General features: G+C 74.0%; 18 protein-coding genes. 10 read left to right on the top strand and 8 right to left on the bottom strand.

Annotated elements, in window-relative coordinates; genetic code table 11:
- Window positions 1-4 precede the first annotated feature (4 nt).
- The 9 genes from ACFYPH_RS19930 to ACFYPH_RS19890 are packed head-to-tail and all read left to right on the top strand — an operon-like array spanning window position 5 to window position 9,547.
- Window positions 5-1,393: an MFS transporter gene (locus ACFYPH_RS19930; protein WP_355066399.1), complete on the top strand. Its 1,389-nt coding sequence runs from the start codon at window positions 5-7 to the stop codon at window positions 1,391-1,393.
- Window positions 1,390-1,620, top strand: a complete 231-nt coding sequence (locus ACFYPH_RS19925; RefSeq protein WP_234591281.1) for an acyl carrier protein — start codon at window positions 1,390-1,392, stop codon at window positions 1,618-1,620. Before ACFYPH_RS19930 ends, ACFYPH_RS19925 begins: the two co-directional genes overlap by 4 nt.
- Window positions 1,617-3,221, top strand: a complete 1,605-nt coding sequence (locus ACFYPH_RS19920; RefSeq protein WP_387183610.1) for a hypothetical protein — start codon at window positions 1,617-1,619, stop codon at window positions 3,219-3,221. Before ACFYPH_RS19925 ends, ACFYPH_RS19920 begins: the two co-directional genes overlap by 4 nt.
- The gene (locus ACFYPH_RS19915; protein ID WP_387183607.1) at window positions 3,218-4,246 is read left to right on the top strand and encodes a 3-oxoacyl-ACP synthase III family protein; all 1,029 of its coding nucleotides are present in this window, start codon (window positions 3,218-3,220) and stop codon (window positions 4,244-4,246) included. Before ACFYPH_RS19920 ends, ACFYPH_RS19915 begins: the two co-directional genes overlap by 4 nt.
- 37 nt (window positions 4,247-4,283) lie before the next feature.
- Complete coding sequence (locus tag ACFYPH_RS19910; RefSeq protein ID WP_387183604.1) at window positions 4,284-6,167, top strand: HAD-IIIC family phosphatase; 1,884 nt, start codon at window positions 4,284-4,286, stop codon at window positions 6,165-6,167.
- Window positions 6,160-6,408: an acyl carrier protein gene (locus tag ACFYPH_RS19905; RefSeq protein ID WP_355066403.1), complete on the top strand. Its 249-nt coding sequence runs from the start codon at window positions 6,160-6,162 to the stop codon at window positions 6,406-6,408. The genes ACFYPH_RS19910 and ACFYPH_RS19905 overlap by 8 nt, the downstream gene beginning before the upstream one ends.
- Window positions 6,405-7,343 carry a thiamine pyrophosphate-dependent dehydrogenase E1 component subunit alpha gene (locus ACFYPH_RS19900; protein ID WP_387183601.1) on the top strand — a complete coding sequence of 313 codons (939 nt, stop codon included), beginning with the start codon at window positions 6,405-6,407 and terminating at the stop codon, window positions 7,341-7,343. Before ACFYPH_RS19905 ends, ACFYPH_RS19900 begins: the two co-directional genes overlap by 4 nt.
- A complete protein-coding gene (locus tag ACFYPH_RS19895; protein WP_387183598.1) occupies window positions 7,336-8,349 on the top strand; it encodes an alpha-ketoacid dehydrogenase subunit beta in 1,014 nt (337 codons plus the stop codon). The genes ACFYPH_RS19900 and ACFYPH_RS19895 overlap by 8 nt, the downstream gene beginning before the upstream one ends.
- The gene (locus ACFYPH_RS19890; RefSeq protein ID WP_354855735.1) at window positions 8,342-9,547 is read left to right on the top strand and encodes a 2-oxo acid dehydrogenase subunit E2; all 1,206 of its coding nucleotides are present in this window, start codon (window positions 8,342-8,344) and stop codon (window positions 9,545-9,547) included. The genes ACFYPH_RS19895 and ACFYPH_RS19890 overlap by 8 nt, the downstream gene beginning before the upstream one ends.
- Window positions 9,548-9,555: 8 nt before the next feature.
- On the opposite strand, the gene ACFYPH_RS19885 is transcribed toward ACFYPH_RS19890, so the two are convergent.
- The 4 genes from ACFYPH_RS19885 to ACFYPH_RS19870 all read right to left on the bottom strand — a co-directional run bounded on the left by ACFYPH_RS19885 (window position 9,556) and on the right by ACFYPH_RS19870 (window position 12,649).
- Window positions 9,556-10,023 (bottom strand): hypothetical protein, encoded by a 468-nt coding sequence (locus tag ACFYPH_RS19885; RefSeq protein WP_387183595.1) that lies wholly within the window; start codon window positions 10,021-10,023, stop codon window positions 9,556-9,558.
- Window positions 10,024-10,173: 150 nt separating this feature from the next.
- On the bottom strand, window positions 10,174-11,364 hold the full coding sequence (locus ACFYPH_RS19880) for an MFS transporter (RefSeq protein ID WP_387183592.1): 1,191 nt from the start codon (window positions 11,362-11,364) through the stop codon (window positions 10,174-10,176).
- 75 nt (window positions 11,365-11,439) lie between these two features.
- Window positions 11,440-11,922 (bottom strand): hypothetical protein, encoded by a 483-nt coding sequence (locus tag ACFYPH_RS19875; protein WP_387183589.1) that lies wholly within the window; start codon window positions 11,920-11,922, stop codon window positions 11,440-11,442.
- 151 nt (window positions 11,923-12,073) lie between these two features.
- On the bottom strand, window positions 12,074-12,649 hold the full coding sequence (locus tag ACFYPH_RS19870) for a TetR/AcrR family transcriptional regulator (RefSeq protein WP_354855755.1): 576 nt from the start codon (window positions 12,647-12,649) through the stop codon (window positions 12,074-12,076).
- Between the two features lie 150 nt (window positions 12,650-12,799).
- Between ACFYPH_RS19870 and ACFYPH_RS19865 the strand changes: the two genes are divergently transcribed.
- Window positions 12,800-13,819, top strand: coding sequence for an aldo/keto reductase (locus ACFYPH_RS19865; RefSeq protein ID WP_355066410.1), 1,020 nt, complete (start codon window positions 12,800-12,802; stop codon window positions 13,817-13,819).
- 73 nt (window positions 13,820-13,892) lie between these two features.
- Here ACFYPH_RS19865 and ACFYPH_RS19860 read toward each other — a convergent pair whose 3' ends face one another.
- From ACFYPH_RS19860 to ACFYPH_RS19845, 4 genes are read right to left on the bottom strand one after another with little or no spacing between them, the layout of a single operon-like run.
- Complete coding sequence (locus tag ACFYPH_RS19860) at window positions 13,893-14,084, bottom strand: MbtH family NRPS accessory protein (protein WP_007461660.1); 192 nt, start codon at window positions 14,082-14,084, stop codon at window positions 13,893-13,895.
- Window positions 14,077-17,226, bottom strand: coding sequence for a type I polyketide synthase (locus tag ACFYPH_RS19855; RefSeq protein ID WP_387183585.1), 3,150 nt, complete (start codon window positions 17,224-17,226; stop codon window positions 14,077-14,079). Before ACFYPH_RS19855 ends, ACFYPH_RS19860 begins: the two co-directional genes overlap by 8 nt.
- A complete protein-coding gene (locus ACFYPH_RS19850; protein ID WP_387183582.1) occupies window positions 17,223-20,510 on the bottom strand; it encodes an amino acid adenylation domain-containing protein in 3,288 nt (1,095 codons plus the stop codon). The genes ACFYPH_RS19855 and ACFYPH_RS19850 overlap by 4 nt, the downstream gene beginning before the upstream one ends.
- A complete protein-coding gene (locus tag ACFYPH_RS19845) occupies window positions 20,507-22,843 on the bottom strand; it encodes an amino acid adenylation domain-containing protein (RefSeq protein WP_387183579.1) in 2,337 nt (778 codons plus the stop codon). The genes ACFYPH_RS19850 and ACFYPH_RS19845 overlap by 4 nt, the downstream gene beginning before the upstream one ends.
- Between the last annotated feature and the right edge of the window lie 359 nt (window positions 22,844-23,202).

The raw sequence follows: 23,202 nt of genomic DNA, 5'->3' as shown, positions 1-23,202 counted from the left end.
CCCCATGGCGTTCCGACGCCCGTCCCGGTTCGCCGGGTTCACCACGATCTGGTTCGGCCAGCTGCTGTCGGCGCTCGGCACCCGGATGACGAACTTCGCCCTGAGCATCTGGGTGTGGGACGCCACCGGCCGGGCCTTCGACCTGACCATGCTGATGGCGTTCGCGTTCGGCGCGACAGTGATCTTCAGCCCGATCGCCGGCGCGCTGGTCGACAGGTGGGGACGACGACTGACCATCGTGCTCAGTGACGTCGGCTCGGCGATCACCACCGCCGTCGTGCTGCTGCTGTTCCTCAGCGGCTCGGTCGAGGTGTGGCACCTGTACCTGGTCAACCTGGTCACCGGCGCGTTCCTCGCGTTCCAGCTGCCGGCGTACCAGGCGACCATCACCGTGATGATGGAGAAGGGCCAGTACCCGAGGGCCAACGCGATGATGTTCGCGGTCCGGACCATCCCGGTGATCTTCGCCCCCGGCTTCGCCGCCGCGCTGCTCGGCCTGATGGACATCAAGGTCATCCTGCTCATCGACGCGCTGTCCTACCTGGTGGCGATCGGCGCGGTGCTGCTGGTGCAGCTCCCACCCAGGCCCCGCTCGACGCAGCAGAACGAGGGCGGCTTCTGGTACGACACGATCTACGGCTTCCGCTACATCCTGGCCAGTCGGGCGTTCACCGGGCTGGAAGCGATCATGTTCGCCATCAACGTGCTCGCCGCGGTCGGCTTCGCCCTGCTGGTGCCGCAGATCCTGGCCCGCACCGACAGCAGCACCAACGCGGTCGGCCTGGTGCAGACCATCGGCGCGGTGGGCGGTGTGGCCGGCGCGCTCCTGCTCGGGCTGCTGCCCAACACCCGCCACAAGATCCGCCGGATGCTCATCGCCATCCTGGTCTTCAGCGTCCTCGGCCGGATCGTCTACGGCGTCGGGGACAGCATCATCGTCTGGTCGGTCGCCCTGCTCTTCCTGCACCTGTCCATCCCGTTCATCGACGGGTACGCCCAGTCGGTGTGGCAGGAGAAGGTCGAGCCGTCGCACCAGGGCCGGGTCTTCGCCGCCCGCCAGTTCATCGAGGACCTCGCGTACCCCGGCGGCACCGCCCTGGCCGGTATCGCCGCGGACCGCTGGTTCGAGCCGATGATGCGCGACGGCGGGCCCGGGGTCCCGTACTTCGGGTGGCTGGTCGGCAGCGGACCCGGCGCGGGGATGGGCCTGATCTTCGTGATCGTCGGCCTGTTCGGCATCGGCGTCGCGGCGGCCGGGTTCGCCTCGCCGAGCATCCGCCGGATGGAGGTCGACCTGCCCGACTACGACGAGCCGACCGACCCGCCGGCCCCGCTGCCATCGCCGAGCGGCACCGACGAGCTGACCGACGACCGCGCGGTGGTGGCGAAGTGACGCTGACCGAGGTGGTGGCCGGGGTCCTGGAGGTCGACCCGGCCGAGGTGACCGACGAGTCCGGGCCGCAGACCATCGGCACCTGGACCAGCCTGCGGCACCTGCAACTGGTGGTGACCCTGGAGGAGGTCTACGGGCTGTCCTTCGCCTTCGAGGAGATCCGCGACGTGCGCAGCGTCGGCGAGCTGCGCACCGTGCTGCGCGCCAAGGGCACGGAGACCCGATGAGCGCCGACCTGTTCTCCCGACGCACCCGCTGGCAGGCGCTCACCCGCCAGCGGCCGGCACCGGCGCTGCGCGTCGCGCTGCTGGCCAGCTACACGGTGGATCCGCTGGTGCCGTACCTGGGGCTGGCCCTGCACGACACCGGGCTGCCGGCCACGCTCGCCGTCGGCCCGTTCCAGCAGGTCGTGCAGCAGTGTCTCGCCACCGACGGCTTCCTCGCCGAGGCGCGACCCGACGTGCTGGTGGTGGCGCAGCGCCTGGAGGAGGCCGGCGATCCCGGTCCGGCCGGCGACGCGTGGGCGGCGGAGCTGCTGGCCGGGGCCGAGGCGGCAGTCACCGCCGCGCGCCGGCACGGGGCCCTGCTGGTGTACGTCCTACCGGCCGTCCCCGCCTCCCGCCCGTACGGGTCGGCCGACGCGATGCACGCCGACGGGGTGACCGCCAGTGCCACCGCCGTCCGGCAACGGCTGCGCGACCGGCTGGCCGGCGATCCGTGGGTGCTGCTCGTCGACGCCGACGAGGCGGTCCGGGCCGTCGGTGACGAGCGGGCGTACCACCCGGCGCTGTTCCGCTTCGCGAAGGTGCCGTACACCGAGGAGGTCTTCGCGCGGCTCGGCGCCACCGCCGCCGCGCTGGTGGCCGCCGGGTTCGGCGCGGGCTGCCGAGCGCTGGTGCTCGACGGCGACGGGCTGACCGCGGCGGCGTACCTGCTGCCGGCGCTGCGCGAGCTGCGCGCCGCCGGCGTACGCGTGGCGCTGCGGGCCACCGGCGCCGACTGGTGGTCGAGCGCCGACGCGACGGACCTGTTGGCGGTGCTGGACGGCTGGGTCACCGACGAGCGGCCGCTGGCCGACCAGCTCGCCGAGATCGCCGACGAGCTGGACGTCGCGCCGGCCCAGCTCGTGCTGGCGGGTACCGGCCCGACGCAGGCGCCGCCGCGACACGTCCCGCTCGGGTCCGATCCCGCGCTCTGGTCGGACGAGCTGCGGGCGGCGGGACTGACCGACCGGCTCCCGGCCCGACGGTGGACCGGCGGCACGTCCCGGCCTGCCGTCGCGCCCACCGAGCTGTCCCTGGACGACTTCGTGGCCGGCCTGGACGTCCACGTCGACTACCGGCCGGTGGCCGCCGACAGCGTCGCCGAGGTCGCCGAGGTCGCCGCCCGGGCGCACGACTTCGCCCTCGCCCCCGCCCCACCGGCCGCCGCGCTGGCCGAGCGGGCCGCCGACCTGCTGGCGATCCGGGTACGCGACCGGCTCGGCGACTACGGCACCTCGGGCCTCGTCGCGCTGGACCGGACCGTCGACCGCTGGACCGTCGACGTCTTCTCCCTCTCCTGCCCGGTGCTCGGTAAGGGCGTCGAGGCGGCCGTGCTGCGGGAGGTGACCCGGCGGGCGGGCGCGGCCGGCGCTGGCGAGGTGCTGGTCCGCTGGACCGACACGGGCCGCAACGGCACCGCTCGGCGCTTCCTGTCCGAGTTGGACGGTGTCGCGCCCGCCGACCCCCGGGTCCGGCTGCGCGCCGCCCACACGTCCGACGACAATTCGACGCCACCGTCGGCGACGGCATCGACACCGCCGACAGCCACGGCGGTACGGCGATGAGCGCGCCGCCGGTCGGCGTCGGGGTGGCCGCGCTGGCCCACGTCCTCGGCGAGCCGGTCGACGTGGCGGCTGCCGCGGCCGCGTACACCCAGGATCTGGACCGGTTGCGGTCCTGGGAGTACCGCGCGTTCCACCGGGCCGGCCCCGGCGTCGGGGTGACCGACCTGGCGGTCGTGGCCGGCGGCACGGCCCTGGACCGGGCCGGGCTGAGCGCCGCCGACGTGGACCTGGTGGTGCTGGCCATCCCCGACCTGGCCGAGTACCTCTACTGGGACCCGGCCGCGCACACCCAGGCCCGCCTCGGCGCGCACCGGGCCGAGGCGGTGCTGCTCAACCAGGCGTGCGGCGGTGGGGTGGCCGCGTTCGACACGGTGGCCGGGCGGTTCGCCACCCACCCCGAGTACCGGACGGCGCTGCTGATCGGCGCGAACCGGGTGTGCGAGCCGTACTGGAACCGGATGGAGGTGAACACCAGCGTCTTCTCCGACGGAGCGGCGGCGGCCGTGCTGGTGCGCGACCACGACCGGTGCCGCTGGCTGGCCACCGAGACCATCACCGACGGCCGGTACGCGGGCTTCATGCGCATGCCCGTCGGTGGCGCGGCGCAGCCGTTCACCCCGGACGGCGGCACCCCCCGCGTCGGTGACCCGGCCGACCGGCTCAACGAGTTCTTCGCCGGGGACGTACGCCGGATGTTCCGGTTCGTCGCGACGATCCGGGAGCGCAACCGGCAGGTGGTGGAGACGGCGTGCGCCCGGGCGGGCGTGACGCTGGCCGACGTCCACCGGTTCGTGCACTTCCACGACAACGCCCGGCAGTTCGCCGAGCTGGCCAAGGACCTCGGCGTGGACCTGGAACGGACCAACGTCGAGCTGGCCCTCGCCCACGGCCACATCGGCTGCGCCGACCAGCTCATCGGCCTGGAACGCCACCTCGACAGCGGCGAGCTGACCGACGGCGACCTGGTCGCCCTGACCAGCACCGGCAGCGGCATGCACTGGGTCTGCACCCTGCTGCGGGTCTGACCGGCCGGACCACACCCGACGGGAAGGAACACCGAACATGAGAGTCGAGGAGGTCCTGCACCGGATCCGCCGGCTGCGCCGACCCGACGCGGCCGCCGACCCGGAGCTGGCGCCCGGACTGGTCCACCTGGACGACGCGGCGGTCACCACCGTCGCGTCCGCCGGTCGGCTGCTCGCCGACGTACCCGTCGAGAAGCTGGCCAGCGCCGACTTCCCGCTGCGCCCGCTGCGGGTCGCGGTCACCGGCACGTTCACGCCGGGCACGCTGGAACCGCTGCTGCGGGTGGCGCTGCTGCGGATCGGCATCGCCGCCGAGATCCACGTCTCCGGCTTCGACCAGCTCGTGCTCGACCTCAGCGACCCGCGCTCGGCGCTCGCCGAGTTCCGGCCGGACGTCACGCTCTGCCTGCTGCATGACGGCTGGTTCCTGCCCGCCGAGTGGGACCCCGGCGACCTGGCCGGCCTCGCCGACGTGCTGGGCGAACGGGCCGGCGTGCTCGCCGCCGCGCTGCGCGGGTACGCGGCGCGCAACGAGGGCGCGGTGCTGCTGCACACCGTGCCGCTGTCGCCGTTGGAGCACCGCGGCCTGGTCAGCTTCCGGGGCCGGGCCGAGCTGGGCCGAATCTGGCGGGAGCTGAACTCCCAGCTGTTGGAGCTGGGCGGGCGGGACACGACGTACACCCTGGATCTGGAGACGCTGCTGGTGGACCACGACGGCCCGGTGCGCGACGAGCGCCTGTACCGGTTCGCCAGCATGGCGTGGACGCCCACGGTGGAGCGCCGGTACGCGCACGAGGCCGCCACCTTCTGCCGCGCGGTCCTCGGCCGGACGGCGAAGGTGCTCGCGCTGGACCTGGACAACACCCTCTGGGCGGGCGTGCTCGGCGACGACGGGCTCACCGGCATCCGGCTGGGCACCGACTATCCGGGCAACTGCCACCGGGACGTGCAGCGTCGCGCGTTGGCGCTGCGCCGGCAGGGCGTGCTGCTCGCGGTGTGCAGCAAGAACGACCCCGAGCTGGTGGCGGAGGCGTTCACGCAGCATCCGGACCTGCTGCTGCGCTCCGACGACTTCGTCGCCCAGGCGGTGAACTGGGGACGCAAGGACGAGAACCTGCGCCAGCTCGCCACCACCCTCAACCTGGGCCTGGACGCCGTCGTGTTCGCCGACGACAGCCCGTTCGAGTGCGAGCTGGTACGCCGCGAACTGCCGACCGTACGGGTGGTGGAGTTGGCCGGCGACCCGGCGGGCTTCCCCACCCGGCTGCTCACCGAGGGGCACTTCACCGTGCTGGCCACCGGCGCCACCGACCGGGAACGCACCGAGCTGTACCGGGCCCGCGCCGGGCGGGAGCGCTTCGCCGCCACGTTCGACTCGGCGGCCGACTATCTGCACGAGCTGACGTTGCGCGTCACCGTCCGGGAGGTCGACGAGCACAGCCTGCCCCGGCTCGCGCAGCTCGGGCTGCGCACCAACCAGTTCACCATGACCGAGCGCGCGCACACCGAGGCGCAGACCCGGGCGCGCGCCGACTCCCCCGACCACCTGGTGCTCACCGTCGAGGTGACCGACCGGTTCGGCGCCGAGGGGCTGGTGGGCGGCCTGTGGCTGGACCGGAACGACCCGGACGCCTGGGTGATCGAGAACTTCGTGCTCAGCTGCCGGGTCTTCTCCCGGGGTGTCGAGCAGGCGGCGCTGCACCGGGTGGCGGAGCTGGCCCGAGCCGCCGGCGCGACCCGGCTGGAGGCCCTGTTCCGGCCCACCGCCCGCAACAAGCCCGGCGGGGCCGTCTGGCCCGCCGCGGGCTTCACCGTGGCATCCGTCGACGACGGCACCACCCGGCACGTGTTGCCGCTGCATCCCCCGCCCCGGCTGCTGCCGGCGTGGATCGCCCTGGAGGAGGGAGACATCCGTGCCTGACCTGTTCACCACCGTCGCGGACCTCATCGAGCAGGTCGCGGACGTACCGGCCGAGGAGATCTCGCCCGACGTCCGGTTCGCGTCGCTGGCCAACTGGACCAGCCTGGAGGCGCTGCGTCTGCTCTCCGCGCTGGAGGACGACCTCGGCGTACGCCTGGACCTGCGGGCGTACCTGGCGGTGACCGCGGTCGGCGAACTGGTCGACCTCGTCGCCGGCGAGCTGGACGGGGCATCCCGGTGACCGCCACCCGCACCGAGGCGCCGCCGATCGCGCCGACCCGGCTCGCCGACGCCGACCTGGACCTGTTGCTGCTGATCCGGCACTTCGAGCTGGCCCTGCTGGACATGTTCGGCCGGGGCGAGCTGCACGGCACCACCCACACCTGCCTGGGCCAGGAGTACGTGCCGGTGGCGCTGCGCCCGCTGCTCACCGACGGCGACTTCGTGTTCAGCAACCACCGGGGCCACGGGCACTACCTGGCCCGGTTCGCCGACCCGCACGGCCTGCTGGCCGAGGTGATGGGCCGCGAGGGCGCGGTGTGCCACGGCGTCGGCGGCAGCCAGCACATCCTGCGGGACCGCTACCTGTCGACCGGGGTGCAGGGCGAGAGCGTGCCGGTGGCCGCCGGGGTGGCGCTGCACCTCAAGCGCACCGAGCCGGGCCGACTGGCGCTTGTCTACCTGGGTGACGGCACCTGGGGTGAGGGCGCCGTCTACGAGGCGCTGAACATGGCCGCGCTGTGGGGCCTGCCGCTGCTGCTGGTGGTCGAGAACAACGGCATCGCCCAGTCCACGCCCACCGACGCGCAGCTCGCCGGCAGCATCGGCGGGCGGGCGCGGGCGTTCGGGGTGGACCACCTGCGGGTGACCTCCACCGACACCGAGGTGGTCCGGGCCGCGCTGACGCCGGTGCTGCGCCGGGTCCGCGAGCGGTCCACGCCGTACGTGGTGGAACTGCTCACGCACCGGGTGGGACCGCACAGCAAGGGCGACGACAGCCGCCGCCCGGAGGAGATCGCGCACGCGCGGGCGCACGACTGGTACGCCCGCTACGCGCAGGCGTACCCGAAGCAGTTCGGCGCGCACGACGAGCGACAACGGGCGTACGTGGCGCAGGTGGTCGCCGACGTCGCCGGCCGACCGGCGAGCCGCTGGGCGGAGGCCGACCGTGGCTGAGCGGGTGGTGGAGAACCTCAACCAGGCGTTGCACGCGCTGCTGGCCGACGACCCCGCGCTGACCGTGCTCGGGGAGGACCTCGTCGACCCGTACGGCGGGGCGTTCAAGGTGACCCGGGGACTGTCGACGCGCTGGCCGGAGCGGGTGCTGTCCACCCCGTTGAGCGAGGGCGGCATCGTCGGCGTGGCCGGCGGGCTGGCCCTGGCCGGGCAGAGCGCGATCGTCGAGATCATGTTCAGTGACTTCGTGGCGCTGGCGTTCGACCAGATCCTCAACTTCGCCAGCAAGTCCACCGCCATGTACGGCCGGCGGGTGCCGATGCGGCTGGTGGTGCGCTGCCCCACCGGCGGCAACCGGGGGTACGGCCCGACGCACAGCCAGAGCCCGCTGAAGCACTTCATCGGCATCCCCGGCCTGAGCGTGCACGAGGTGTCGCCGTTCCACGACAACCGGGCGGTGCTCGCGGGCATGCTCGCCACCGGCCGGCCGGGTCTGCTCTTCGAGGACAAGGTCCTCTACACCACCCGCATGTACGCCGACGGCGTGGTGGACGAGCTGTTCCGCTACGACCTGATCGGCCCGGACGCCGACGTCGCCCGGGTCCGGGTGGACGAGGAGGAGCAGGTCGACTGCGTGCTGGTCGTACCCGGCGGGTTGGCCGCCCGGGCGGTGTCGGTGGCCCGGGAGCTGCTGCTGCGCGACGACATCGTCTGCCAGGTGCTGGTGCCGTCGCGGCTCTGGCCGCTGGACACCGACACCCTGCTGCCGCCGATCGCGCGGGCCGGCCGGGTGGTGGTGGCCGAGGAGAGCACCGCCGGCGGCACCTGGGGCGCCGAGCTGGCGCAGGTCGTGCACCGGCGGCTCTGGGGATCGCTGCGCGCGCCGGTACGCCTCGTGCACTCCGCCGACAGCGTCATCCCGACCGCCGCGCATCTCGAACGCACCGTGCTGGTGCAGGACACCGACATCCGCCAGGCCGTGAAGGAGGTCGTCAGTGGTGACTGACCTGGTCGTCCCCAAGCTCAACAACAACGACACGACGTACGTCCTGCTCGACTGGCTGGCCGAGAACGGCGAGCAGGTGCGCGCCGGCGAGCCGATCGCCGAAGTGGAGACCTCCAAGGCGGCCGAGGAGCTGCTCAGCGACGGCGACGGCGTCCTGCACCGGCTCGTCGAGGTGAACCGGGAGTGCGCCCCGGGCGACGTCATCGGTCACGTCTTCGACAGCGAAGAGGCCCGGCAACGCTTCCTCGCCGAGGCGGTCGCCCCGGCTGTCGTACCCCTGCCGGACGCCTCCCCCGGCGGACCGGTGCTCACCGACTCGGCCCGGGAACTCGCGGCCGCGCACGGTCTCGGCGACGACGAGCTGCGCGGCCTCGGCAAGGCGGTCGTGCGGCGTACCGACGTGGAACGCCTGCTGGCCGACCGGTCGGCGGCGCCCGCGGCCGCGACCGAGCCGGTGGTGGTGGCCGCGGCCGCCGCGCTGGCGGCCGGCGACGGCCCGGAGCCGGACGATCCGCGCCCGGTGCACGCGCTCTCCCGCGCGCAGCGCGCCGTGGCCGCCGTGGTCACCGAGTCCCACCGCGAGGTGCCGGCGGCGCTCGCCGTCATCAAGGTCCGCGCCGACGCCGCCCTCGCGGTGGCCCGGCAGCTCACCCGCGCCACCCGCACCCTGGTCGGCCTGCCGGAGCTGCTGGTCAAGGCCATCGGTGGGTTGCGCGAGGACCACCCGTTGCTCTTCGCCGCACCCGGCGACGGCAGCAGCGTACGACTCGCCGAGGCGGCCCACGTCGGCGTCACCATCGACGTCGGCACGGGGCTGTTCATCCCGGTGGTCCGCGACGTGGAGGAGCTGACCTGCGCGGAGATCGCCGAGACGCTGATGGACTTCCGCTCCCGGGCCGGCGGTGAGGGTTTCCGGGCCGGCGAGCTGGCCGGCGGCACCATCGTCGTCTCCCTGCACACCGACCCCGACGTGGTGCTCGCCGGGCCGATCGTCTTTCCCGGTCAGACCTGCGTGGTGGCAATCGGCGGCACCCAGGACGAGCTGGCGCTGGACGCGGACGGCCAGGTCGTGACGCGCCGCTACGTCAACCTGAGCGCCGTCTACGACCACCGGGTGGTCAACGGCCGGGAGGCGGTCGCCTTCCTCCAGGCCGTGAAGGCCGCGCTGGAGTCCCCCGACCACCTCGCCGAGGAGTGACACGGCGCTCAGCCGAAGGACTCGTCGCACACCTGCCAGCCGACCTCCGACTCCACGCGCAGGTCGAGCGTCGTGGTCTGGCCCGTCCGGCCGGTCAGCTCGACGGTCACCGAGGCGTTGTTTCCGGCCTCGTTGGTGAAGACGGCCCGACCCATGGTGTGCGACACGGGCCGGCCGAGGCGCTCCACCGCCGCGGTGAACGCCGCCACATCGGTCCGTTCCCTGATTCTCCGGCACAGGGATTCGTGCGCTGCGGCGTCGTCGTTGCTCTCCAGTCGACGGACGAACTGGTCGGCCGCCGCGCGCGGCTCGTCCACGTCCGGCCCGGTGTACATCCACAGCAGGAAGCCGCCAACCGGCAGGGCCAGTGCGCCCAGGCACGCGACGACGAGAGCGGCCACGACGATCCACGTGGTGCGCTGGGCCTTCGAAGGTGGGTCAACCGACGGAGGGTGGGGCGACAGGGCTGGACGCATGGCGGAACGTTAACGACCGCCGATACCTCCCGAGCGGCGGTACGGCCACGGATCGATCTCGGTCCCTCGCAGCCCGTCGCACCCTTGGCGCCATCTGTCGGTAGTGATCGTTGGCGGCTGAGCAGTGGTGGGGCCGGCGTGTCGCACCGCTCAGCTGCCAACGATCACGAGCGGGGCGCTCGCGTCGGGTTGTCGTGGCCTGGGCGGGCGCAGGGTGGCCGCGGCGGTCAGGCAGAGCACGGCGGCGGCGATCAGCGGCGGACGACCGCCGAAGTGGACGGCGGCGGAGCCGAGCGGGATCGCCAGGACGAGCGGGCCGAACATCGCGGTGTTGGCCGTCGCGGCGACCCGGCCGAGCAGCGCCGCCGGGCTGTGCGTCTGCACGGCGGTCACCGCCGCGACCAGGGTCCACGGCAGCCCGATGCCGGCGACCGCGGCACCCGCGACCGTGGCCGGCCACCAGGGCAGGCAGCGCGCCAGGCAACCCACGGCGAACAGCACCGTTCCGGCGACGCCGACGGCGGCGGGGCCCCGTCGGGTGAGGAGCCGGCCGACGACCAGTCCACCGAGGATCGAGCCGGCGCCCTGCGCGCTGGCCAGCACACCCAGAAACGTGGTCGGAAGGCGTAGTTCCGTGACGACGACCGCGTAGACGGCCGCGGTCGTGAAGCCCGACATGGCGATCGACACGGCCGCGAGCACGACCGGTACGCGGATCGTCCGCTGTCCGAGCAGGACCGCAAACCCGGCGCGCAGGCCGCGATGCCGCCGCGTCGGCCGTTCGGGCGGCGTCCGGTTCAGGCGCACCGCCAGGTACAGAACGGCGACCAGGAGCGGCATGGCCGCGCTCAGCACGGCGACCGCGTGGCCGCCGTGCCAGGCGTACAGGCCCGCGCCGGCCAGCGGGGCGACGAGCTTCACGCCCTCCTGCGCGCTCGACCGCCACCCGTTGACGTCGCCGAGGTCCGTCGGCGACAGCGCGGACGGCAGCAGCGCCGTCTCGCCCGCGTCGATCAGCACGTAGCTGACACCGTAGGCGCACGAGACGGCGAAGATGACCCACGTCTGCCCCGGGCCGCGGACGGCGAGGAGCGCCAAGAGCGCCGCTGCCAGCAGGAGGTTGACGGCGATCACCAGCGCCCGTCGGGGCGCCCGGTCGAGCAGGCCACCCAGCCACGGGCCGGCGAGCACCGGGGCGTACACGCAGAGCCCGGCCAGTGCGGCCAGACCGGTGGAGCCGGTGAGGTCCAGGATCCAGATGCCGGCCACCAGGGACATGGCGCTGCTGCCGAAGCCGGACAGCAGCGAGATCGCCACGAACAGACCCGCGTTGCGCCGCATGAGCCCTCCAGGTTGAGCCGAGTTGACTCACATCCTGATTCTTGAGCCAGGCTCAGGCAATGGCGTCGGGCGATGTCAATGGCTCGTTGACAGCACGGTGTCCACCGTCGACGCCATGACTCGCGCCGGTGGCGGCAGCCGGTCGTCCGCGGCTTCGAGGTCGGCGCGGAGGTGCAGGGCCAGCGCGTAGAGCGAGCCCGGGGCGGCGTCCAGGGCGGCCTCCACTGTGCTCCGAACGAGTGCCGCCCGAGGAAAGCGGGAATCCCACCGCCGGTCCGTCGCGATCCAGCGCCCGAGGTCGGCCACCGCGCCCCGCAACGCCGCGATCTGCGACGGGTAGCCACGGTCGAGGTCATGTCGCCGAGCACGTCGCGCGGCCGCCAGGCGCTGACGGCGCTGCTCGGCGGCCTGCCGGCTGCCGAGCCCCAGCGCCGTCGCGACCTGCGCCCAGGTCGCGCCGTCGTGGCGCGCCCGGTCGATCAGCTCCGCCTCCCGCTCGTCCAGGTGGGCACGAGCAGCGCGCACCTCAGCCAGGCCGGCCAACGGCGTCGTCGTCATCCGTCAACATTACATTGACAGTTCGGTGCGGCGGACCCCCGAGCGGGGGCGCGCCCAATCTCCGGGCGACGCGAGCCGCCCCAGGCATGGGGCAGCTCTACAGGCAGCAGAGGGGGGCCTGCCAGCGGCGTCGAGACGGTGCCGACGGTGGCTACCGGACGCCCAGCCCTGCGATGAGGATCTCCACCATCCGGCGCGCGTCGTAGCGGGGGTCGCCCGCGCCGATGCAGAGGTTGCCGACGCCGCGCAGCAGCTCGACGGGGCTCAGGTCGGTGCGGATCTCGCCCGCCGCCGCGGCCGCGTCGAGCAGTTGGGCGCACACCGGCACCAACCGGTCGAGGAAGTAGCCGTGCAGAGCCTGGAAGGCGACGTTGTCGGACTGCAACGCCTGGGCGAGACCGTGCTTGGTGACCAGGAAGTCGACGAAGAGGTCGATCCACCGCGCGAGGGCGGCGTACCGGGTGCCGCTGGCGGCCAGCAGCGTCGGCCCGGCCTCGGCACACGCCTCGACCTGGTGTCGGTAGACGGCCACGATCAGGTCCGCCCGCGTCGGGAAGTGCCGGTAGATCGTGCCGACGCCGACGCCCGCCGTGGCGGCGATCTCGCGAACGGGCACGTCGACGCCGGACGCGACGAAGGCCGCGGCGGCGGCGTCCAGGAGCGTCGCCTCGTTGCGCCGCGCATCCGCCCGCTTCCGCGGTCGCGGTGACGTCGATCCGCTGTCGATGTCGGCCACTGCGCCCGACCTCCCATGATCACTGTTGGCAAACGGAACAGTGTTCCGTATATTGGTTAGCGGAACATGGTTCCACTTGTTCAGGATGCCAGAGCAGGTGGGCCACGGCCAACCACGCCCCTTGAGCACGGAGGAACAACCATGCAGTACCGCACCTTGGGTCGCACCGGCGTCCAGGTCAGCACACTCGTGCTGGGCGCCATGAACTTCGGCAAGCTGGGACGCACCAGCCAGGACGAGGTCACCGCGATCGTCGACGCCGCCCTGGAGGGCGGGGTCAACCTGATCGACACCGCCGACATGTACAGCCAGGGCGAGTCGGAGGAGATGGTCGGCCGGGCGATCACCGGCCGCCGCGACGACATCGTGCTGGCCACGAAGGCCGGCATGCCGATGGGCGACAGGCGCGACCACCGGGGCAGCTCACGCCGCTGGCTCGTCACCGAGTTGGACAACAGCCTGCGCCGCCTCGGCGTCGACCATGTCGACCTCTACCAGATCCACCGGTGGGACCCGACCACCAGCGACGAGGAGACGCTGTCGGCGCTGACCGACCTGCAGCGGGCCGGAAAGATCCGCTACTTCGGCTCGTCGACCTTCCCCGCGTACCGCATCGTGCAGGCCGAGTGGGCCGCGCGGGAGCACCACCTGAGCCGCTACGTCACCGAACAGCCCAGCTACTCGATCCTGCAACGCGGGATCGAGACCCACGTCCTGCCCGTGACCGAGCAGTACGGCCTCGGCGTGCTGGCGTGGAGCCCGCTCGCCTCGGGCTGGCTCTCCGGCGCGGTCCGGGCGGGCCGGGAGATCACCACCAGCCGGTCGACGCTTCTGCCGGAGCGCTTCGACACCGCACTCGCGGCCAACCAGGCCAGGATGGACGCCGTCGAGCAACTGGCCAAGGTCGCCGACGAGGCCGGCCTCACCATGATCCAGCTCGCGCTCGGGTTCGTCACCGCGCACCCGGCCGTGACCAGCGCGATCATCGGTCCCCGCACGATCGACCACCTGCACTCCCAGCTCGCCGCCGCGGACACCGTGCTCTCCGCCGACGTGCTGGACGCGATCGACGCGATCGTCGCGCCGGGCGTCGACCTCGCCGCACACGAGAAGTTCGACACCCCGCCCGCCCTGCTCGACCCGGCCCTGCGCCGTCGCTGAGCCCGGCGCGGGCACGTCACCGCCGGGTCACCGCCGGGTCACCGACGTCGCACGGTGGGCCGTGACCGGTCGCTCAGCCGGCGGCCAGGTGCTCGCGGACGCTGCGGGGACGCATGTCAGTCCAGGTGCGCGTCACGAAGTCCAGGCACTCCTGGCGGCTGCCGGCGCAGCCGGCGTCCCGCCAACCGTCCGGCACCTCCTTGTGCCGCGGCCACAGGGCGTACTGCTCCTCGTCGTTGACCACCACGCGGTGTTCGTCAGCCATCGGGGTTGCCTTCCTCGTGTCGGGCCAGGTGCAGCTCGCGGGCGAGACTCTCCGGGGACAACGCCCGGATCTCCGCGAGCAGGTCGGTGAGGTCGCCGTCCGTGGGCGGGGAAATCGCCGGCGGTACGGCGGGAGCGGGCCCCGCCAGCGCGGCGACGGTACGGGCCAGCGCGGCGGGCGTGGGTGACTCGAAGATCGCGGCGGGCGGCAGATCGACGCCGAGCGCGTCGCGCAGTCGCGCCACCACCCGGGTGCCGAGCAGCGAGTGCCCGCCCAGCTCGAAGAAGTCGTCGTCGGGGCCGATCTCGTCGACGCCGAGCAGGTCCACCCAGATCCGCCGCACCACCTCGTACGGCTCGTACCCCGTCGAGGCCGTCGCCGCCACCGATCCCGCCGTCACCGATCCGGCCGGGGCCGGTGGCGGCGGCGCGGTGACCGGCGTGACCTCGTCGGGGGCAACGGTTCCCGGCCGGTACGCGTCGACCCAGTGCCGGTCACGCGCGAACGGGTACGCGGGCAGGGGTACCCGACGTCGTCCGTCGGCGCGGCCGTCGGGCCAGCGCACCGGGGCCCCGGCGAGCCAGAGCCGGCCGACGGCCCGGGCGACGGCGTCGTCCTCGCCGGTCGGCGTGCGCTCGGCGGGCAGGCTGGTCACCACCGGCACCCCCCGTGCGGCGTCGTGCTGCCGGACGAGGGTGGCCAGGGTGCGACCGGGGCCGACCTCCAGCACCGCGTACCGCTCGCCGAGCAGCAGGGTGGCCGCGGCGGTGAAGTTGACCGGACGGCGCAGCTGGCGCACCCAGTAGTCGGGGTCGGTGGCCTCGTCGTCGGTGAGCCAGCCGCCGGTCACGTTCGACACGACAGGCAGGGTGGGCGGACGCAGCGGGACCTCCCGCAGGTGCGCGGCGAAGCCGGCCAGGGCCGGGTCCATCACGGCCGAGTGGAACGCGTGGGAGGTGCGCACCTCCCGACAGGCCACCCCGCGCCCGCGCAGGTCGGCGGCGAGCGCGGCGACGGCGGCGGTTTCGCCGGAGACGGTGGTGAGGCGCGGCGCGTTGGCGGCGGCCACCTCCACTCCGGCGGGCAGCAGCGCCGTCACCTCGTCGACGCCGAGGGCCACCGAGAGCATCGAGCCCGGTGCCTGGGCCTGCATGAGCCGGCCGCGGACGGCGACGGTGGCGAGCGCGTCGGGCAGGGTGAAGACACCGGCCAGGCAGGCGGCCACGTACTCGCCGAGGCTGTGCCCCGCCATCGCGGCCGGACGTACGCCCTGGTGGCGCAGCAGTTCGGCGAGGGCGTACTCGACGGCGAACAGGGCCGGCTGGGTGAGCCGGGTCTCGTCCAGCTCGGGCGCGGCCGGGACCGCGTCGCCGGGTGGGCAGAGCAGCGCGCGCAGGTCCACGTCGAGGTGCGGGCGCAGCAGGTCGGCGCAGCGGTCGAAGGCCGCCCGGTAGACCGGTTCGGTGCGGTAGAGGGTGCGGCCCATCCCGGCGTACTGCGCGCCCTGGCCGGGAAAGAGCAGCGCCACGCCGGCCGGCGTGCCGGTGGCGACGCCGGTGCGGACCAGCGTCGAGTCACGGTCGGCGAGCTGGGCGGCGGCGGTCGTGGCGTCACGGGCGACGGTGACGAGCCGGTGGCCGAACTCCCGTCGGGTGCGCGCGAGGGTGTACGCGACGTCGGCCAGCGGCACGTCGGGGTGCTCGCTCAGGTGGGTGGCGAGTTGGTCGCGGGCCCGGTCGAGCGCGTCGGCGTCCCGGGCGGAGAGCACCAGCAGATGCGCGGACGGGCCGTCCCCGGCGCTCGGCTCTGCCGGTTCGGCGGCCTGGAGCACGACGTGGGCGTTGGTGCCGCCGATGCCGAAGGAGCTGACCGCCGCACGGGACGGCGTGCCCAGGTCGGGCCAGGGCTGCGCGGTGGTCGGCACGTGGAACGGCCCGCCGGCCAGCTCGGGATGCGGGTCGGTGCAGTACGGGCTGGGCGGCACCACCCGGTGATGCAGCGCCAGCGCGGCCTTGATCAGCCCGGTCACCCCGGCGGCGACGTCGAGGTGACCGAGGATCGACTTGACCGAGCCGAGCGCGCACCGGCCTCCGTCGGTGCCCCGACCGCCGTCCGCGCCCGGGCTCGCATCTGCGCCCCGGAACGCCTCGGCCAGGGCGCGCAGCTCGATCTGGTCGCCCAGCTCGGTGCCGGTGCCGTGCGCCTCGACGTAGCCGATCGTGGCGGGGTCGACCTCGGCCACCTCCTGGGCGGCCCGGATCGCGGCGACCTGACCGTCCACACCGGGCGCGGTGAAGCCGACCTTCATCCGGCCGTCGTTGTTGATCGCGGAGCCGCGGATGACCGCGTACACCGTGTCGCCGTCGTCGCGGGCGTCCGCCAGCCGGCGCAGGACGACCACGGCGGCGCCGTCGCCTCCCACGGTTCCGGTGGCGCGCACGTCGAACGGGCGGCAGTGCCCGTCGCGGGACATGATGCCGCCGGCCTCGTGCCGGTAGCCGGTGCCGGTGGGCAGCAGGACGTGCGCGGCGCCGGCGAGCGCGACGTCGCACTCGCGGGCGAGCAACGCCTGCGCGGCGAGGTGCACGGCGACCAGCGACGACGAGCAGGCCGTCTGCACCGCCACCGCGGGTCCACGCAGGTCCAGGTGGTACGCCACCCGGGTGGGCAGCGAGTCCTTGTCGTTGGCGAGCATCAGCTCGTACTCGGAGACCGAGTCGAGCCGCGGGTTGCGGAACAGGTGGTGCAGGAGGTAGCCGCTGGCCGCGGCGGCGGCGTACACGCCGACCAGCCGGTCGGGGTTCCCGGCGAGGTGACCGGCGCGTTCCAGGGCGGTCCAGGCGGTCTGCAGGAAGAGCCGCTGTTGCGGGTCGAGCAGCCGGGCGTCGCGGGGCGAGTAGCCGAAGAAGCCGGCGTCGAACCGGTCGATGTCGGCCAGCGCGCCGTGCGCCGGCACGTGGTCGGGGTGCCGCCGCTCCTCCTCGGTGAGGCCGGCGGCAGCCAGCTCCGCGTCGGTGAACCGGGTGATGGTCTCCTCCCCGGCGAGGATCCGCTGCCACAGCTCGTCGATGTCGGCGGCGCCGGGAAAGCGGCCGGCCATCCCGACGATGGCGATCTCCAGTCCGGTCTCCTGGTCGGTCACGCTCGTCCCTCCCCCGCCGGCACCGGGCGGGCCCGGCGGGCCCGGTCGGCCAGCGCCTGCTTGCGTTCGTCTCGTCGCCGGCCACCGGCCGGTGCGGTCGTCGGGGCGGCCGTGCCGTCGAGGAACCGGGCCAGCAGCGCGATGGTCGGATAGCGGAACAGCTCGACGGCGGGCACCGGTCGGCCCAGCCGTTCGGTGAGCCGGGTCTGCACCCGCGCCAGCAGCAGTGACGTGCCGCCCAGGTCGAAGAAGTTGTCGTCCGCGCCGACGTCGTCGAGCCCGAGCACCTGCCGCCAGGTGTCGGCGATGGCCCGTTCGACAGCGCCGTCGGGTGCCACGTACGCGGCGCCGAGGTCGGCGCGGGCCACGGTGGGGGCGGGCAACCGGGACGGGTCGAGCTTGCCGCTGGACGTCACCGGCAGGTCGGGGACCACCACGAAGGCGCTCGGCACGAGATAGCGGGGCAACCGCCGGAGCAGGCTCTGGCGCAGCTCGTCGATCGCCAACCCGTCGCCGACGAGGTAGCCGACCAGTCGTCGACCGCCGGGCACGTCGGTCCGCACCACGGCGGCGGCCCGGCGCACCCCCGGGCACTGCCGCAGTTGGGCCTCCACCTCACCCAGCTCGATCCGATAGCCGTTGATTTTGACCTGGTTGTCCGCCCGGCCGAGGAAGACCAACTGCCCGTCGGCACGCCAGCGGACCAGGTCGCCGGTGGCGTACATCCGCTCCCCCGGTGTCGGCGCGTACGGGTCGGGCAGGAAGCGCCCGGCGGTGAGCGCGGGGTCGCCGTGGTAGCCGCGGGCCACCCCGGCCCCGCCGAGGTGCAGCTCGCCGGGCACCCCCGGTGGCACCGGCCGCAGCTCGGTGTCGAGCACGTAGGCACGTACCCCGGTCAGCGGCCGGCCGATCGGCAGCTCGGTGTCGGTGGCCGCGCAGTGGGCGGCCGTGGCGGTGACGGTGGCCTCGGTGGGGCCGTACCCGTTGATCAGGAGCCGGTCGCGCGACCAGGCGGCGGCGACGTCCGGGGCGCAGGGTTCGCCGCCGACGGTGAGTATCCGCAGGTCGGGCACTGCGGCGGGGTCCAGCGCGTCGAGGACCACCGGCGGCAGGTCGGCCGCCGTGACGCGGTGCCGGGTGAGCGCGGCGGCCAGGTCGGGGCCAGGGGTGCGCTCGTCCGGGCCGAGCAGGCGCAGCGTGGCGCCCGCCGTGAGCGCGGTGACCACATCGGACAGCGCCACGTCGAAGCTGATCGAGTGGAACTGCAGGACCCGGTCGCCGGCCCGGACGCCGACCAGCCGGGCCTGCGCGGCGGCGAGGTTGCTCAGCCCCCGGTGGGTGCCGAGGACGCCCTTGGGCAGCCCGGTCGAGCCGGACGTGTAGATCAGGTAGGCGGCGGCGTCGGGGTGGATTGCCGTCGGGAGCGCGGCGTCGCCGGCCGGCGGCCGCTCGTCGAGGCGCAGCAGGGGCACGCCGGTGGTGGGCAGCGCCAACTCCGCGTCGGCAGTGGTGACCACGAGGGCGGCGGCGGAGTCGGCGAGCAGGTGCGCCAGCCGGGCCGCCGGCAACTGCGGGTCCAGGGGCAGGTAGACCCCACCCGCCCGGAGTACGGCGAGGAACGTGACCACCCAGTCCGGGCCGGCGGGCAGGCAGACCCCGACGGTCGTCTCGGCCCGCACGCCCCGGGCGGCGAGGGTCCGGGCCAGGCGGTCGGCCCGCGCGTCCAGCTCCCGGTAGGTCAGGGCCTGATCGCGGTACGCCAGGGCGACCGTCTCCGGTGCCGCCGCGGCCCGGCGGGCGACCAGCTCACCCAGGCTCGGCTGGCCCTGCGGCGCGGGCGCGGTGGCGGCCCAGCGGTCGACCAGCTCCCGTCCGGCGGGCACGTCGAGCAGCGGCAGCCGGTCCACGGGGGTGTCCGGGGCGGCGAGCGCGGCGGTGAGCAGGGTGTCGAGCTGGTCGGCGAGCGCCCGGGCGGTGGACTCGTCGAAGAGCCGCGTCCGGTACTCGATCCGCCCGTCGATGCGGCCCTCGTACGGGATGACGGTCAGCGTCAGGTCGAACATGGACGTGCCGGTGTGCGTCTCACCGCTGGCCAGCACGTTCACCCCGGGCAGGGTCAGCCGCTGCTCCCAGCCGTCCTCGACGGCGAACATCACCTGGGCGAGCGGGTGCCGGCCGGCGTCGCGGACCGGGCGCAGCTCCTGTACCAGGGCGTCGAACGGCACCGGGTCGGTCAGCGCGGTCAGCGCGGAGTCCCGCAGCCGATCCAGCAGCGCGGCGAAGGTCAGTCCACCGTCGACCCGGCTGCGCAGCACCAGGGTGTTGACGAAGAAGCCGACCGCGGTCTCGCTGTCGAGCGTCTGCCGGTTCGCCACCGGGGTGGCGATCAGCAGGTCCGGCTGCTGGCTGCGGCGGTGCAGCAACGCCGCCCAGGCCGCCGCGAAGATCATGTACGGCGTCGCGCCGGTGCGGCGGCCCGCCTCGGCGACCCGGTCGGCCAGCTCCGGTGGCCAGGAGAACTCGATCTCGTGGCCGGCGTCCTCCAGCTCGGCCGGGCGGGGCCGGTCGGTCGGCAGGTCGAGCCCCGGCGGCGCACCGGTCAGCGCGTCGCGCCACCAGTCCAGCCGCCGGGCCAGCTCGGTCGGGCCGAGCAGTCGGTCCTGGGCCAGCGCGGCCGGTACGTCCCGGGGCACCGGCGGCAGCGCCGGACGCCGCCCCTCCCGCAGGGCCGCGTACGCCGTCGACAGCTCCTCGAAGAGCAGACCCATGCTCCAGCCGTCGCACACCACGTGGTGCAGGGAGAGCAGCAGCGCGAAGTCGGTGGGGCCGGTGCGGCACAGGGTGGCCCGCACCAGCGGCCCCCGGGCCAGGTCGAAGGGGCGTACCGCCTCGGCGGCGGCGTACCCGTCGATCCGCTCCGGCGCGACGTTCTCGACCACCAGCGGCAGGCCGGTCGGCGGCAGGACCAGTTGGTACGACTGCCCGTCCAGCGGCACGAACACCGTGCGCAGCGCCTCGTGCCGCGCCACGACCTCGTCGAGCGCGCCGCGCAACGCGGCCACGTCCAGGTCGCCGCGCAGGTCCACCCGGTACGGCACGTGGTAGGCCGGGCTGTCCGGGCGGAGCTGCGCCAGCAGCAGCATCCACTCCTGGGCGGCGGTGAGCGGGTGGACGCCGTACCGGTCGCCGTCGGCGCGGATCGCGGCGAGGAACGCCCGCCGCCGTTCGGGCGGCAGGGCGTCCACGCGCTGGCGCAACTGCTCGGGCGTGAGGGCTCCGATCATCGGGCGATCCCCTGTTCGAGCTGGTCGAGCAGGCCGGCGAGGTCGGCGGGTGGCGGCCCGTCCGACGCGACCGGCAGGGCCGCTTCGGTGGGCTCGACCGGCACCCCGCTGATCTCGTCGGCTGCGGCGGCCAGCCCGGCCACGGTCGGATGGTCGAAGATCAGCCGCAGCGGCACCTCCGTGCCGATCGCGGCGGCGAGCCGGGAGCGGACCCGGGTCGCCTTCAGGGACCGCCCGCCGAGGTCGAAGAAGTCGTCGTCGCGGCGGCGCACCGGCACGCCGAGGACGTCCTGCCAGATCTCGGCCACCGCCCGCTCGGTGGGTGTCCGCGGAGATGCGTCACCGTCGCCTGTCGCGTCGGCGTCGGGCGCGGGCAGCGCCGCGACGTCCACCTTGCCGTTGCGGTTGAGCGGCAGCCGCGGCACCACCACGAACACCGCCGGCACCAGGTGGTCGGGCAGTTGCTCGCGGGCCCGCTCCCGGACCGCCTCGACGCGCACCCCGTCGTCGGGCACGACGTACGCGACCAGTCGGGCGTCCCCGGCGGCGTCGCGGTCGGCGCGCACGATCGCGTCCCGCAGCAGCCCGCCAGCGCGTAGCGCCTCGGTCACCTCGCCCGGCTCGACCCGGTACCCGCGGATCTTGACCTGGTGGTCCGAGCGGCCGACGAACTCGATCAACCCGTCCGGGCGTTGCCGGACCACGTCGCCGGTGCGGTAGAGCCGACCCCCGGTGCGCGGCCCGAACGGGTCGGGCACGAACTTCTCGGCGGTCGCGTCGGGGCGGCCGAGGTAGCCGCGGGCCACCCCGTCCCCGCCGATGAACAGCTCCCCGAGCACGCCCGGCGGCACCGGTTGCAGGAGCCGGTCCAGCACGTACACCCGGGTGTTGGCGACCGGGCCGCCGATCGGCACGATCGGGTCCGCGGCGGTGAGCCGGGCGCAGTCGTACGTCGTGGTGTAGGTGGTGGCCTCGGTCGGGCCGTACCCGTTGACCAGCGTCGTGTCCGGGCAGGCCGCCCGGAGCCGGTCCACTGCCGTCCGGTCGGCCTGCTCGCCGCCGAACGTCAGGTAGCGCAGCGCGGCCAGGGCGTCCGGCGCCTCGGTCGCCACCTGCCGGGCCACGGACGTGGCCAGGAACATCATCGTCACGCCGGTGTCGCGCAGCCGGGCGCGCAACCGGTCCGGCACGATCACGTCGTTGATGTCCAGGTCCGCCAGGCAGGCGCCGTTGAGCAGGGCGCCCCACACCTCCAGGGTCGCCGCGTCGAACGACATCGTGGCGGCCTGTCCCATCACGTCGTCCGGGCGTACGTCGACGAAGTTGGTGTCGCGGACCAGCCGGACGATGTTGCGGTGGCTGACCCCGGTGCCCTTGGGGTGGCCGGTGGAGCCCGACGTGTACATCACGTACGCGAGCTGGTCGGGATGGATGGTCACCGCCGGCGGGTCCGCCGGGCCGTCGTCGGCCGGCAGCCGGTCCACGACGATCCGGGGCGTGTCGTCGTCCGGGAGCCGGTCGGCCAGCGCGGCGGTGTGCAGGATCGCTCCCGGTGTGGCGTCGCGGCACATCAACGCCAGCCGCTCCGGCGGGTATCCGGGGTCCAGCGGCAGGTACGCGGCGCCGACCTTGAGCGTCGCCAGCGCGGCGATCACCCAGGCGGTGGTGTCGGCGAGGCAGATGCCGACCAGCGTCTCGGCGCCGATCCCCAGCCGGCGCAGACGCTCCGCCAGGTGGTTGGCACGCCGGTCCACCTCCCGGTAGGCGAGGACCCTCTCGCCGTCGCGCAGCGCGGGCGCGTCCGGGGTCTGCCGGACCCACTGGGCGAACAGGTCGGGCACCGACCTTTCGCGCGGGTAGGCGGTGTCGGTGGCGTTCCAGTCGATCACCACTTGCCGTTCCGTCGCCGGGTCGAGCAGCGGGAGGTCGGACAGGCGCGCTCCGGGCCGCTCCTGCGCCCGGGCGAGCAGCACGGCCAACGCCGCCCCGATCGACGTCGCGTGTGGGTGGTGGCTCACCGTGGCCGCCGGGCGTTCGTCGGTGTCGTCGATCAGCAGCCGCACCGCACCCCGATAACCGGGGGGCGCCTGATCGGAGCTAATCGATACCACCGGCCGATAGTCGGGAACCGTTTCGGGCAATTCCGCGTCGTGCTCCCGGGCCTCGCGCAGAGCCGTTCGGACCAGGTCCCGCAGCTCGGTCCACGTGGGATCCTCGGGCAACCGGACCCGCACGGGCAGCCAGCGTCCCGAGCCGGTCGGCGCGGCCGGCGTCTCGGCGAGCAGGTCCCGGCCGCCGACCCAACGGTGCAGCAGCGCGAACAGGCCGGCCAACGAGCTGACCTGCGGCTCGACCGAGTCGCATGGCAGATCCGCACGGGCTTCCCCGGCAGGGGCGGTCGGTGGCGCGAAGGGCAGGTCCGGCGGCTCCGGGAGGTCCGTGAGCTGCCGTTCCCAAAAGGCGGAAAGGCCAGGGAAAACTGTCTGTTCGGTCATCGGATCTCAGCTCCGATCGGCGGGCGACACGCAATGCCGGGAAGTCTGGACCGCGCCCGTGCCAGTTGCTTGTAGGGGCCGTTCGGGTGCCGTTGCGGCGGTCTGAGGGAAACCTGAGTGCGCGTTTATGCCGATAGCGCATTGCAGTCAGTAAGTACACCGACTCTTTTGGTTATGGCGATGCCGCTCGATGAAGA

The sequence above is a fragment of the Micromonospora sp. NPDC005252 genome, assembly GCF_042872475.1.
GTDB lineage: Bacteria > Actinomycetota > Actinomycetes > Mycobacteriales > Micromonosporaceae > Micromonospora.
Note: the sequence above shows the minus strand (reverse complement) of the source record. Positions and strands in the feature narration are given on the sequence as shown.

What these genes read in the sequence shown, in the direction of transcription:
- ACFYPH_RS19930 (WP_355066399.1), top strand. Translation starts at nt 5, where the DNA reads ATGGCGTTCCGACGCCCGTCCCGGTTCGCCGGGTTCACCACGATCTGG.
- ACFYPH_RS19920 (WP_387183610.1), top strand. Translation starts at nt 1,617, where the DNA reads ATGAGCGCCGACCTGTTCTCCCGACGCACCCGCTGGCAGGCGCTCACC.
- ACFYPH_RS19915 (WP_387183607.1), top strand. Translation starts at nt 3,218, where the DNA reads ATGAGCGCGCCGCCGGTCGGCGTCGGGGTGGCCGCGCTGGCCCACGTC.
- ACFYPH_RS19910 (WP_387183604.1), top strand. Translation starts at nt 4,284, where the DNA reads ATGAGAGTCGAGGAGGTCCTGCACCGGATCCGCCGGCTGCGCCGACCC.
- ACFYPH_RS19885 (WP_387183595.1), bottom strand. Translation starts at nt 10,023, where the DNA reads ATGCGTCCAGCCCTGTCGCCCCACCCTCCGTCGGTTGACCCACCTTCG.
- ACFYPH_RS19880 (WP_387183592.1), bottom strand. Translation starts at nt 11,364, where the DNA reads ATGCGGCGCAACGCGGGTCTGTTCGTGGCGATCTCGCTGCTGTCCGGC.
- ACFYPH_RS19875 (WP_387183589.1), bottom strand. Translation starts at nt 11,922, where the DNA reads ATGACGACGACGCCGTTGGCCGGCCTGGCTGAGGTGCGCGCTGCTCGT.
- ACFYPH_RS19865 (WP_355066410.1), top strand. Translation starts at nt 12,800, where the DNA reads ATGCAGTACCGCACCTTGGGTCGCACCGGCGTCCAGGTCAGCACACTC.
- ACFYPH_RS19860 (WP_007461660.1), bottom strand. Translation starts at nt 14,084, where the DNA reads ATGGCTGACGAACACCGCGTGGTGGTCAACGACGAGGAGCAGTACGCC.
- ACFYPH_RS19850 (WP_387183582.1), bottom strand. Translation starts at nt 20,510, where the DNA reads ATGATCGGAGCCCTCACGCCCGAGCAGTTGCGCCAGCGCGTGGACGCC.